The sequence below is a fragment of the Blautia faecis genome (genome assembly GCF_027662325.1).
GTDB classification, from domain to species: Bacteria; Bacillota; Clostridia; order Lachnospirales; family Lachnospiraceae; genus Blautia_A; species Blautia_A faecis.
Map to the genome: position 1 here is coordinate 1 of NZ_JAQDKY010000063.1, position 12,561 is coordinate 12,561.

Annotated in this window: 8 protein-coding genes, 2 pseudogenes and 1 riboswitch; of the genes and pseudogenes, 3 read left to right on the forward strand and 7 right to left on the reverse strand. The window is 44.5% G+C overall.

Annotation, left to right across the window (positions count from 1 at the left end):
• Positions 1 to 226: 226 nt before the first annotated feature.
• The 3 genes from PGQ38_RS18220 to PGQ38_RS20240 all read right to left on the reverse strand — a co-directional run bounded on the left by PGQ38_RS18220 (position 227) and on the right by PGQ38_RS20240 (position 3,351).
• On the reverse strand, positions 227 to 2,140 hold the full coding sequence (locus tag PGQ38_RS18220; protein ID WP_118579525.1) for a PTS fructose transporter subunit IIABC: 1,914 nt from the start codon (positions 2,138 to 2,140) through the stop codon (positions 227 to 229).
• The gene (pfkB, locus tag PGQ38_RS18225) at positions 2,137 to 3,069 is read right to left on the reverse strand and encodes a 1-phosphofructokinase (protein WP_148461884.1); all 933 of its coding nucleotides are present in this window, start codon (positions 3,067 to 3,069) and stop codon (positions 2,137 to 2,139) included. The genes PGQ38_RS18220 and pfkB overlap by 4 nt, the downstream gene beginning before the upstream one ends.
• Positions 3,070 to 3,222: 153 nt before the next feature.
• The gene (locus PGQ38_RS20240; protein ID WP_334304081.1) at positions 3,223 to 3,351 is read right to left on the reverse strand and encodes a DUF6783 domain-containing protein; all 129 of its coding nucleotides are present in this window, start codon (positions 3,349 to 3,351) and stop codon (positions 3,223 to 3,225) included.
• Here PGQ38_RS20240 and PGQ38_RS20245 point away from each other — a divergent pair.
• Positions 3,310 to 3,447: pseudogene (locus PGQ38_RS20245) on the forward strand (DUF6783 domain-containing protein); the annotation flags it as partial. The gene PGQ38_RS20240 and the pseudogene PGQ38_RS20245 sit on opposite strands and share 42 nt — an antisense overlap.
• A 164-nt stretch (positions 3,448 to 3,611) precedes the next feature.
• On the opposite strand, the gene PGQ38_RS18230 reads toward PGQ38_RS20245, so the two are convergent.
• Positions 3,612 to 7,376, reverse strand: a complete 3,765-nt coding sequence (locus PGQ38_RS18230) for an ABC transporter ATP-binding protein/permease (protein WP_270432996.1) — start codon at positions 7,374 to 7,376, stop codon at positions 3,612 to 3,614.
• 334 nt (positions 7,377 to 7,710) lie between these two features.
• Here PGQ38_RS18230 and PGQ38_RS18235 point away from each other — a divergent pair, with 334 nt between their 5' ends.
• Positions 7,711 to 8,277 (forward strand): flavodoxin family protein, encoded by a 567-nt coding sequence (locus tag PGQ38_RS18235; protein WP_118579516.1) that lies wholly within the window; start codon positions 7,711 to 7,713, stop codon positions 8,275 to 8,277.
• A 100-nt stretch (positions 8,278 to 8,377) separates the two neighbouring features.
• Here the strand turns inward: PGQ38_RS18235 and PGQ38_RS20250 are convergent.
• A pseudogene (locus PGQ38_RS20250) lies at positions 8,378 to 8,536 on the reverse strand (DUF6783 domain-containing protein); the annotation flags it as partial.
• Positions 8,537 to 8,563: 27 nt separating this feature from the next.
• Between PGQ38_RS20250 and PGQ38_RS18240 the strand changes: the two are divergent.
• The gene (locus PGQ38_RS18240) at positions 8,564 to 9,961 is read left to right on the forward strand and encodes an alanine/glycine:cation symporter family protein (protein ID WP_148461886.1); all 1,398 of its coding nucleotides are present in this window, start codon (positions 8,564 to 8,566) and stop codon (positions 9,959 to 9,961) included.
• A 62-nt stretch (positions 9,962 to 10,023) separates the two neighbouring features.
• Here PGQ38_RS18240 and PGQ38_RS18245 read toward each other — a convergent pair whose 3' ends face one another.
• Together PGQ38_RS18245 and PGQ38_RS18250 are read right to left on the reverse strand one after the other, a co-directional pair.
• Complete coding sequence (locus tag PGQ38_RS18245) at positions 10,024 to 10,632, reverse strand: hypothetical protein (RefSeq protein WP_226838095.1); 609 nt, start codon at positions 10,630 to 10,632, stop codon at positions 10,024 to 10,026.
• A 135-nt stretch (positions 10,633 to 10,767) separates the two neighbouring features.
• Positions 10,768 to 12,072 carry a sirohydrochlorin cobaltochelatase gene (locus tag PGQ38_RS18250; RefSeq protein WP_270432998.1) on the reverse strand — a complete coding sequence of 435 codons (1,305 nt, stop codon included), beginning with the start codon at positions 12,070 to 12,072 and terminating at the stop codon, positions 10,768 to 10,770.
• A gap of 205 nt (positions 12,073 to 12,277) precedes the next feature.
• Positions 12,278 to 12,453, reverse strand: a riboswitch (cobalamin riboswitch).
• Between the last annotated feature and the right edge of the window lie 108 nt (positions 12,454 to 12,561).

Here is a 12,561-nt window from a genome sequence, read left to right on the forward strand (position 1 = left end):
TTACTTAACAGGAATGCTCCATTTTTCTTTTTATCTTTGGTCTCTATTGATTTTCTTATTATTTGATTTCTTTATATCTGATTTCACATTCTGTGTCAATCACTATTCACGATTATGTTACTGTTCATGACCTTCACAATAACACGATTATACCTGCATATCTTTTCCAGACATGAGTTACCATTCATTCCGCAGCCAATATTAGAGCCTGTTTGAACATCCATTGTCAGGCATTTTTCTTTTTCAGAACTCCCAGGAGCACTGCGGAAACAACAGTTCCCACTACCAGTGCACTCACATACTGCACTGCATTTCCCATAACCGGAACTACGAAGATTCCACCGTGAGGTGCCATCAGGGTACAGCCAAATGCCATGGACATTGCACCTGCAAGACCAGATCCCACAATACATGCCGGAAGCACATGAAGCGGGTCGGCTGCTGCAAAAGGAATGGCTCCCTCTGTGATAAAGGCAAGTCCCATAATAAAGTTGGTAGGACCAGACTCCCTTTCTTCTTTCGTAAATCTGTCTTTAAAAAGAAGTGTAGCAAGTGCGATGGCGCATGGCGGAACCATACCACCAACCATAACGGCTGCCATAATATCATAGTTACCAGCTGCAATCGCTGCAGTACCAAATACATATGCTGCCTTGTTAAACGGGCCACCCATATCGATTGCCATCATTCCGCCAAGGATCAGTCCAAGAATGATCTTACTGGAGCTTCCCATGGAGGTAAGTCCGTTATTCAGTGCTGTATTGATACCCCCCATGATGGGCTCTACAACAAACAGCATCAGAAGTCCCATGATCAGAATACCAACAACCGGATAAATCAGAACCGGCGCAATCTTCTCAAGGGCTTCCGGAAGCTTCTCACATACCTTACGAAGTCCCAGAATAATATATCCTGCTGCAAAACCAGCTACCAGAGCACCAAGAAAACCTGAAGTTCCGCTGTGTGCCATCATTCCACCCACAAAGCCAAGTGCAAGTGCCGGTCTGTCACCGATTGCCATGGCAATAAATCCCGCCAGAACCGGAAGCATAAAACCAAATGCCACATCACCGATTTGTTTGAACATAGCTGCCGCCGGAGTAATAGACCCAAAATTAGAGCGCTCGGCTACATCCAGGGCATTCATATCTACCATAAGACCATCGATCAAAAAGGCAATGGCGATCAGAATACCACCGCCAACTACAAACGGAAGCATATGGGAAACACCATTCATCAGCTGGGTGTAAATCTTGTGTCCCACACTGCCGCCGGCCTTATTCTGACTCTGTGATGAGGCTGATGCATTTCCGCTGTGATAAACCGGTACGTTTCCAGACATGGCAAGCTCTACAAGCTCATCAGCCTTATTGATTCCATCAGAAACCTGACGCTGAATCACTTTCTTGCCATCGAAACGATCCATGGGAACCTGGGCATCGGCCGCAACGATAATGCAGTCTGCATCCTGAATCTCCTGCTCTGTAAGCACATTCTTGGCTCCGCCAGAGCCTCTTGTCTCAATTTTCACAAAACAGTTCTTCGCCTTGGCAGCCTTCTCAATTCCTTCTGCTGCCATGTAGGTGTGGGCAATTCCTGTAGGACAGGAAGTAACAGCCAGAATCTTAAACTGATCCGCTTCAGCCTCTCCCATATCGGCCAGACGCTCATCTACGCTCTTCTTCTCCTCATCTGCCTGATCAATGATCGCAAGAAATTCCTCTGGTGTCTTCGCTGCACGAAGGCTCTTGGTAAAGTCCTCATCCATCAGCATCATGGAAAGCTTGCTGAGCACATCCAGATGAACATTATCCTCTGTATTTGGCGCAGCAATAAGAAACAGCAAGGTAACCGGCTCTCCGTCAAGAGAGTCAAAGTCAACCCCTCCCGGGATCACCATAGCGGCAAGTCCTGGTTTCTCTACTGCATCACATTTACCATGAGGAATGGCGATTCCCTCCCCGATTCCTGTAGTACTTTCTTCCTCTCTGGCATAGACCTGCTTACGGTACGCTTCCTCATCATTAATCTTGCCACTTCTGGTCATAAGGGAAACCGCTGCATCCAGAGTCTGAGACTTATCTGCTGGGGCAGCATTTAACGAAATACTTCTTACGTCCAGTAAATCTGTGATCCTCATTTCTTCCTTTCCTCCTGATCCTTTCCTGTGATCTGCTGATATACAGCTTCAATCTCTTCTCTGGTAGCAAGATTCTCAGAAAACGCACTGGCACTTCCAGCTGCGATTCCCATGTGGAACGCATATTCATAATCCTGCTTCTCCATATATCCTGCCATAAATCCGGCAACCATGGAGTCTCCGGCTCCAACACCATTGATCAGCTTGCCTTTCGGTGCAGGCTCCTCATAAACGTCTCCATTCTCAGCAATAAGGACCGCGCCCTCTCCTGCCATGGAAATCAGTACATTCACAGCTCCCATCTCCTGGAGTTTCTTACCATATGGGATCACGGACTGGCGGTCTTTCAGTTCTACGCCGAAGATCTCACCAAGTTCATGGTTATTTGGCTTAATAAGAAATGGATGATAGGGGAGAACCTTCATCAGAAGATCTCTCGTCGCGTCCACTGCGATTCTTACGCCTCTGCCGTCCAGCATAGCCATGATCTTCTGGTAGGCATCATCCGGCATGGATGATGGAATGCTTCCGGAAAGGAAAAGTACATCGCCTTGTCCAAGCTCTCCTAACTGCTTCATCAGCAGATCCACCTTATCAGTTCCGATCTTCGGTCCCTGTCCATTGATTTCTGTACCGTCTATACTCTTCAGCTTCAGATTGATTCTGGAAAAGCCTTCCCCTACCTGGATGAAACCATTCCTCACACCCATCTCCTCAAGACGTCTGATAATCTCATCTCCGGTAAATCCGGCTGTAAATCCAAGGGCTGTACTCTCAATTCCCAGATTCATAAGAACTGTAGAAACATTAATTCCCTTGCCTCCCGGCAAAAGCATCTCCGAACTGGTTCGATTGGTAAGACCAAGCTGGAAGTTCTCTACCGACACGATGTAATCCAGTGACGGATTAAAAGTCACAGTGTAAATCATTTCTGCCTCCTGCTTATTTTTGCTTGTTTTTGATTTGTTGTGCTTATTATACTTTCATATACAGTCAAAGTCAATCAATCTTTTTCACAAGATTTTCACTTATGATTTATTACAATTGCACAAATATGAATTATTTTGACTGTTTTTGATTTTTTATATGCAACGATGTGCCAGAGCATGTTCAAAAAAGCTTTCTGCAAGATGTACGTCACAATTTGTGGGAGATTTTGTCCGGATGAGGGCGTCGTAGCAGGCTACGGCAACCCAATTCGGGCGCAACAAACCGCACAGTGGGGCGTACCGATTGCGGGAATGATTTTTCAGACGCGCTCCAGTACAGTGAAAATTAAGTATCTGCCACATTGGCGCAGTATATGACAGATCAGACAGGTCAATATAGCGGTTATTTACTATTGGCTGTACGAATAGTAATATCCATAAATCACAAAAAAATGCAGATATCAGGCTGTGCCCCAACCTGAACCCTGCATTTTTCTGTATTTTATAATGATGGTCAAAATCAGTCATCAAATTCTGTTATTTTAATCAGTTCGAAGCGCTGTCACCGGATCACTTTTAGCAGCTTTTCTTGATGGGATCAGTCCGCCAAGAAGAGTCAGAACCACGATCAGTCCGATCAGAACTACTGCTGCTACAGGAGGAAGAGCCGCCTTCACATTCACTCCGTCAGCCAGTGACCGGATAATGCTGTTCGCAGGAATGAGAAGAAGCAATGTAATTCCAATCCCCATAGCACCTGCGCAAAATCCGATAATAAACGTCTCCGCATTGAACACCTGTGACACGTTGTGCCTGGAAGCACCAATCGCTCTTAGAATACCAATTTCTTTTTTCCTCTCCAGAACACTGATATACGTGATAACACCGATCATAATGGAAGAAACCACAAGGGAAATCGCTACAAAAGCCACCAGAACATAACTGATAATATTTACAATATTCGTAACTGACGACATCAGCGTTCCCACAAGATCCGTATAAGTGATCACCTTCTCATCCTCTCCTGCCGCTTCCATATCCGCGTTATACTGATCCAGAATACCTACAATTTCTGATTTACTTTCAAAATCCTTTGGATAGATATTAATTCCGCCAGGAACATTTAGATCTGCATATCCAAGCTTTTTCAGATTTCCGTCATAAGAAGAATTTTCAGATGACAGCAGGGACATCATGAGCTCTGAGAGGTCGTCCTCATTCATGTTCATCTGAATTGCTTTTGCAAAAGCCTCCGGATTAATGGAAAGCGCATCTTCCATATTTCCCATGCCGCTTCCCAATCCGCCAAGTCCGCTCATAGCCTGGCTCATGGCAGAAGTAAGACTCGATGATACACTGGTCATCACAGACTGCATTGCCTCCTGCATACCGGAGCTGATATTTCCAATCATCTGCTCCATAGCAGTCTGGATTCCCTTCGTAAGCTGTTTTTCCACCTGTTCCATTATCTCTGTGAATTTTGACTCAATCCCCTTTGCGATCGCATCTGTGAAAGAAGTCATCATGGATTTCATGTAAGTTTCCATTGCCTGGGAAAACTGCGTCTGCACCTCGCTGGTATCCACAAGAGTCATAAGTCCATTCATGAGACGATTCTGCCCATCCTCTGTCTGCATATATTCCAGAAAATAGGTTCCCAGATTAGCCGGGTCCGGAAGGGAATTATTCCTGGCATACTCCGGATAAGCAGCTACAACGTCCTGCATAAGAAGATCCCGTATCTGTTTTGTGGTAATATTCACTGTCACGCTGTTTTTAACCAGATTCTCTGCTTCCTCTTTGATCTGCTGCTGGATTTCCCCCTGACTTAAAAAGGCAAGAATGCTGGCCACATCTGTCTGGGTGATACCATTTGCCTTGGCATACTCCTGATACTGGTTCATCAGCCCCACAGCCACTGCGATCAGTTTTTCCGAAGACATATCCACGTTCACGTTATTTTTCACCAGCTCCTGCAGATCCTTGCACAGACGTTCGTTCATCTCTTTTGATGTCAAATACTGCTTCAATGCTGCCTGCATTTTATCCATATCTGCTTCCGGTTTATCTTTAATGCTTTCCTGATAACCAGTAAGAACCTCTTTCAGCAAAGCAGTTACCTTCTCTTCTGTAAAATCAAACTTCACTGACTTCAGCGCCTGACTCATATCCGGAACCTGGTCTGCCGGAAGATTTTTCAGAATTTCTTCCGGATCAATCATATGGGAAAGATCCAGATCAAGGTCATCCAGCTTGATAAGCTTGGAAAGATCCGGCATACTGCTCTCATCCAGATTTATATTTCCAGCCAGAGCTGACATGTCAGGCATATCCGGCATTTCCACATTCAATCCGGAGGACAGCCCCGAAAGACTGGACAGGTCCATATTAAATCCACTGAGATCTACCTGAAAGGCCTCCTGCAGGGCATCCGCGTTAATGGAAAAAAGGGATTCCATGTCAAACTTACTGTTCTCATTGTCTTCTTTTCCAAATTCCTCTCCGGTAAAAACATTTATCTTTTCATCCGCCAGCTGCTGCTTCACAATTTCACTGGAAGCAGCCTTCTCGATCACATGTTTGGTAAGCTCCGGGGTATAACAGATTCCTGCAGTGAGCATGGAAGCAGTGGCACCTTCCACAGGCTGGACAATTCCCACAATTGTCAGATCTTCTCCGTTTTTCACCAGTTTTTTCATATAAGAGCTGTTGTCTGATTTATCCTTCCAGACCTTATATTCTTCATCATATTCATAATAATCGGTACTGTTTACCAGCTTAAATTTCTTCCCCAGGATTTCATCATAGGTGTATGGACCCTCGTTTTCTGGCGTTTCCACTGCCTCTTCTGCCATAAATTTCTGAACCATATCATCCAGTTCCTTACCGTCCCGAAGCCCAAGAGTGTATTGGAGAAAATCACTGATATCGCCCTGTGAAGTAAGCACCAGTACACATTCTTTATAATTTTCAGGCCATCTTCCCGCTTTCACGTCATATTGATCCTTATAAAGATCAGCATCTTCCGGCATTTCATGAAAAACATCAGTGCTCATGGTAGAAGACATAATGCTGTTGGAGGAACCAGAGCCCAAACCCATAGCCGAAAAAGATTTGTCCGGATTTACCTGTCGGATATTTTTTCCATTTTCCAGAAAAATCTGGGGAGAAACAGAATACGTATACTCCACCGAATTTGCATACTGGGAAATGCTGCTTTCATTACTGTCCAGGTAAACCTTCAGAGACTCCAGATCATTGGAATTCATTTTGGAGAACATATTAGTCACCATCTGGGCAACTCCTACTTCCCCATCTTTTTTCCCACTCTGCGCTGTGGCTGCTCCCATCATCATAGAGGTAAGATCCACTCCTGTGCTTTGTATCTGCAACGGATATTCTGAAAGTGTTTCTTCTTCCATATTTGTAATGTATTTGTCTACACCATTTGATATGGAAAGGATCAGCGCAATTCCGATAATACCGATGGAGCCTGCAAAAGAAGTAAGTAAGGTCCGGGCTTTCTTAGTCTTCAGATTCTGAAAGCTAAGGGAAAGTGCAGTAAAAAAGGACATGGAGGATTTTCCCATATTCTTGTGAACAGGAGGTGCCATGCTCTCGCTGTCTATCACAAACGGATCTGTATCAGAAAGGATCCGCCCATCTTTTACCGTCACGATTCTGGTGGCATAAAGCTGAGCAAGCTCCGGATTATGGGTGACCATTACTACCAATCGTTCCTTTGCGACCTCTTGCAAAAGATCCATAACCTGTACACTGGTATCTGAATCCAGGGCTCCTGTTGGCTCATCCGCCAAAAGAATTTCCGGGTCATTTACAAGTGCTCTGGCAATTGCCACTCGCTGCATCTGACCGCCTGACATCTGACTTGGCTTTTTGTGGATCTGGGCACCAAGGCCTACTTTTTCCAGAGCTTCTTTTGCACGGCGTCTCCGCTCACTTTTTGATACACCGGAAATGGTAAGGGCAAGCTCCACGTTTGCAAGAACTGTCTGGTGTGGGATCAGATTATAACTCTGAAACACAAATCCTATGGTATGATTTCGATAAGAGTCCCAGTCCCTGTCTTTATATTTTTTCGTAGAAATCCCATTGATGATCAGATCGCCTCTATCGTACCGGTCAAGACCACCAATAATATTCAGAAGAGTGGTTTTTCCCGAACCGCTGGGACCAAGAATTGCCACAAATTCATTGTCCCGAAGACTAAGGCTCACTCCGTCCAGGGCACGCTGTACCAAATTTCCTGTTCTGTATTCTTTGTGTATGTCTTTGATCTGAAGCACTTACTACTTCCTTTCTGTCGCATAATAAATGTTTATAACCATTCACCAATTCAGGCAAAATATACCGCAAAGTGGGGCGCCGAAGATTTCGATTTTTATGTGAGTCAGATTCACATAAAATACCTTGCGGAATAATATTTGCTGAATAGTTCAAATATTTTTTATTATAATCTTAAATTGTGAACATATTGTGTTTTTAAAATAAAACCATTCTCTTGAAATCCAACTATTTCTATCGTATAATAAGAAGATACATTACCGCTTTAGAGAGATGATGCATACAGATTGCGGCTATCGCAGTCTGATATAACTTACTTCAGAAAGGATGAAAAACATGAAGGTTTTACTCTTAAATGGCAGCCCGCGCAAGGAAGGCTGTACGTTCACCGCACTTAGTGAAGTGGCAAAAACACTGAATCATAATGGAATTGATACTGAGATTTTCCAAGCTGGAAATCCGGATACAGATAATGTAAAAGCCGCCGCGGCGAAATTAAAAGAAGCAGATGCGCTTATAGTTGGTTCTCCGGTATACTGGGCTTCCCCATCCGGACAGATCATTGAATTTATGGATAAGCTTTGCTCCATGGCAGGCAAAGACATGCTCCACAAACCAGCTGCAGCAGTTGCTTCTGCAAGAAGAGCCGGCACCACAGCTACTTTAGACGTTCTTCAGAAATATTTCAGCTATCATGAAATGCCTGTTGTATCTGCTAACTACTGGAACATGGTTCACGGAAATACTCCTGCAGAAGTTGCACAGGATGAAGAAGGACTTCAGATCATGCGCTCACTTGGAAACAATATGGCATGGCTTCTGAAATCCCTGGAAGCAGGGAAAGCGGCAGGTATTGCAGTTCCTCAGGCGGAAGATAAGATCAAGACAAATTTTATCCGCTAAATATGGTGCAGTAGTTGTCATGTCTTCACATAAATGAAGCTCCAGAGCATATCTGAAAAAAGCTTTTTGCAAGATGTGCGTCACAATTTGTGGGAGTTTTTGCTCGGATGAGGGCGCCGTGGCAGGCTACAGCAACTGAATTCGAGCAAAATTTCCCACAAAGCGGGCGTGCAGATTGCAAGAATGATTTTTCAAACAGGCTCTGGCTGCACCAGTTTAATAATGTGTGTGACATGGAAGAAGTTCCGTTCACATACATCCAAAAAAACTTCCAGAGAGGTATTTTATGCTGCAAATAATCGAAACCATCAACACCGCTGTAAATAATTTTATCTGGGGCGTTCCTGCAATGGTCTGTATTTTCGGAGTTGGTCTTTATCTTAGTATCCGCACCAATTTTCTTCAGATCCGCAAATTCCCCTACGCAATCAAAACAACCCTTGGACGTATTTTCCGCAAACGTGACGCATCTGACGGTGCTATCACGCCTTTCCAGGCAGTGTGTACAGCACTTGCAGCCACGGTCGGTACTGGCAATATTGCCGGTGTAGCAGGTGCTATCGCAATTGGCGGTCCCGGAGCCATATTCTGGATGTGGGTTTCTGCACTGTTTGGCATGTGTACCAAATATGCTGAGGTTACTCTGGCGGTACACTACCGCGAGATCAATGCCAACGGTGAACTGGTAGGCGGTCCCATGTATTACATCAAGAACGGGCTTAGCAAAAAATGGCATTGGCTGGCTTATCTGTTCGCAGCATTCGGCGTGCTCACTGTATTTGGTACCGGCAACGCCACACAGGTCAACACTATCACCACTGCGATCAATTCTGCATTGCTGAATTATAACGTGATCAGCGAAAGCGCCGTTTCCACTTCCAACCTGATCATCGGAATCATAATTGCCATTCTGATCGCCATGATCCTTCTTGGAGGAATCAAACGAATTGGCCATGTCACCGAAAAGCTGGTCCCATTTATGGCTCTGCTTTACATTCTTCTCGGACTGGGAGTTATCCTTCTGAACATTCAGAATGTACCAGCTGTATTCGCTTCTATTTTCAGAGGGGCATTTCAGCCCAGAGCTGTAACAGGCGGCATTGTTTTAAGTATGTTCACCAGTTTAAAAAAAGGTGTTTCCCGTGGTATCTTCTCTAACGAGGCTGGTCTTGGTACCGGATCCATTGCCCATGCGTGTGCAGATACCAAAAAGCCTGTAAAACAGGGTATGTTCGGTATTTTCGAAGTCTTTACAGATACCATCGTGATCTGTACACTGACTGCACTGGTTATCCTTTGCAGCGGCGTTGCTGTTGATTATGGAAAAGCAGCTGGCGCAGAGCTTACGATCCTTGGATTTACTTCTACATATGGAAGCTGGGTATCCATTTTTACAGCAGTTGCCATGTGCTGCTTCGCTTTTTCCACAGCAGTCGGATGGGGACTTTACGGTGCCCGCTGCATCGAGTTCCTGTTCTCTGAAAAAGTGATCAAACCTTTTATGGTTATTTATTCCCTGGTTGCTATCCTTGGCGCAACTGCCAACCTTGGACTGATGTGGAGCATTGCCGAGACATTTAACGGTCTTATGGCAATTCCCAACCTGATTGCTTTGTTCCTGCTTTCCGGTACAGTTGTGAAGCTGACAAAAGAATATTTTGCCGGTGAGGGCAAAACAAAATAAATATAAAAAGGGACATCGCATGAACCGTTTTCGCTCATGTGATGTCCCTTTCAGATTATTGATCAATCCTTATTCTCTTCCTCGGCAGCTGCATCTGTAGTTGTATCAGCATCTTCGCTTTTCTCTTCCTCACCGATCTCAACTGCATTTTTTTCTTCCTCAGTCTGCTCCTGCACATCCGTAACGCTTACCTTATGGTCATACCATTTGCCCTTTTTACCAATGATTGCCAGGTCAAATTCTTCATCAAGCTTCTCTACTGGAACATTGAATCCATAAACCTCCTCTGTCATGCCATCGCTGTAAGTTACCTTATCAATAGTAGGCTGAATCAGTTCGGCACCGTCTTTCTGTGCATCCTCTGCTGTTCCAAGGAAAACATTCTCAATATTCTTGGAAACGAGAGTAATATGAACGGTCATTTTACCATCCTTTACAGTGAGGGTAGCTCTTCCGTTGCAAGCCTCATTTACATGGAACATACTGCTGTCTGTGTCAAACTCTACACCATAAACACCGTCTTCAAGTTCGCTGTCTGCGGCATTCTCTGCACCATCTGTGGTTTCCTCTGCCTCAGCCTCTGTGGCTTCTGCAAATGCCGGGAATGCAGTTCCTGCTGTCATAGCGGAAATACTTACAGCTGTTAATAAAATGACTAATGAACGTTTCATAATAACTCTCCTTGCTTTTTCTTTATTTACGGTACACTTGTGTGTGCCGTATTTGTTTTATTACTCAAACAGCTGCCCCACAGTGTAGGAGCAGCTGCTTTTGTTCTGTTGCAATAACAATTTATACCAGGATAATTATTTCGCGATGGAATCAATAGCTGCCTGAGTATGAGCTACATAAAGCTGCTCAACAGCGTCAATTCTTCCAAGACCTTCGATCTGGCAGTCAATCTCATCGAAATCTCCAGAAGCCTCGAACATGCTCTTCCAGGAGTCCTCATCATCACCAGCCATATCATTGTTTGCATGGTCACCAGCAACAACCATAAGCGGACGAAGGATTACTTTCTTGAATCCGGCATCTTTTACTTTATTGATAACTTCATCACAAGCTGTATCCTCTGGCTCACCTTCTACAGTACCGATGAATGCGTTTGTGAATTCAAGTTTCTCCATCTGGGTCTGCATCTGATCATATGTAACGTTTGCTGTATGGGAAGTACCATGTCCCATGAATACAAATGCGGTTCCATCTTCTGCAGCTGCTTCCATGCTGTCATATCCAGCTTCTTTTACAGCTTCATCTGTGATTGCCTGAGCAACAGCAGCTTTGTCATCGTTGATAACGGTAGCGTCATCGCCAACCTCACCAAGCATTGGTTCAGCGATTGCTACAGATTCAAATTTATCTTTGTAAGCATCAATAGCTTCTACCATCTCATCGTACTCAGCACCATGCATAAGATGTGTAGGCTGAACTACAAGATTCTTAACACCGTTTGCTACTGCACGGTCAAGTGCCTGCTGCATGTTATCAATCTTCTCATCATCTCTTGCCTGTACATGGTTGATAATGATCTGAGCGGTAAATGCTCTTCTTACAGACCAATCCGGGAATGCTTCTGCAAGAGCATCCTCGATTCCTTTGATATCCTCTGCACGGCTGTCGTTAAAGGAAGTACCAAAGCTTACTACAAGAAGCTCATTCTCACCGATCTCGTCCTGATTACGCGGATCATCCTTGGAAGCATCACCTGTGTCACGTCCGAAATACTCTGGACTTGCCTCTTCTCCCTCTACAAGCTCTTTCTGAGCATCTGTAAGGGCATCCCATGCTTCTTTAGCTTCCTTGCACTGCTCATCTGTATCATCTGTTCTCTCCTGAACATAAATAGCATCGATAAGTGCTGCTACTTTATCAGCCGCTTCCTTATCTGCATCTGCAGTGTCATCAGCTGCTTCTGCATCGTCTGTTGTCTCAGCATCATCAGCTGCTTCAGCATCGTCAGCTGCCTCAGCATCATCAGCTGTCTCAGCATCGTCTGTTGTCTCCTCTGCTGCTTCCTCTGTCTCTGCAAATGCAACAGTTGCTGTTGCTGCTGTCATGCTTGCTGCCATAGAAGCTGCAAGAAGGATTGCTAATAAAGATTTTCTTTTCATTTCTTTTTCCTCTTTTTTTTTGTATTTCCGGATAGAATCACGTATAAAGAATCCCATGGGAAATCTATCACCAATCTCCCATTGCATAAAAACAGCCGCATTTTCTGCGACTGCACACATTCTCATATACACACTTTTCTTCCAAAAAACATTCAGGAAATATTCATGTATCGTTATGAGAATACAGGTTCTGTGTACCGCAGACCTAAGATTCCACGCCAAGGCAGTTCTCCTGACTTCGGTCAACACTGCTCCCCCTTCCCGGTTTCCCAGTGGGCTCTGAAGCAGTTCCCTTACACAGTGACGGCATCGTTCCGGACTCTCACCGGATTCTCTTTTGCGCATCATGTTCATGATGCAACCTTCGCGCTATAACCATTATACATATTCGACTCGGATATTTAATATGTACCATATTATTATATATTTTTTATGAACTTTTTATGTATTTTTTATGAACTAGAGTATGTTTGAAAAAGGCTTTCTGCA

Coding starts and splice junctions, on each gene's coding strand:
- PGQ38_RS18235 (WP_118579516.1), top strand. CDS start 7,711: ATGAAGGTTTTACTCTTAAATGGCAGCCCGCGCAAGGAAGGCTGTACG.
- PGQ38_RS18250 (WP_270432998.1), bottom strand. CDS start 12,072: ATGAAAAGAAAATCTTTATTAGCAATCCTTCTTGCAGCTTCTATGGCA.
- PGQ38_RS18245 (WP_226838095.1), bottom strand. CDS start 10,632: ATGAAACGTTCATTAGTCATTTTATTAACAGCTGTAAGTATTTCCGCT.
- PGQ38_RS18240 (WP_148461886.1), top strand. CDS start 8,564: ATGCTGCAAATAATCGAAACCATCAACACCGCTGTAAATAATTTTATC.
- PGQ38_RS18220 (WP_118579525.1), bottom strand. CDS start 2,140: ATGAGGATCACAGATTTACTGGACGTAAGAAGTATTTCGTTAAATGCT.
- pfkB (WP_148461884.1), bottom strand. CDS start 3,069: ATGATTTACACTGTGACTTTTAATCCGTCACTGGATTACATCGTGTCG.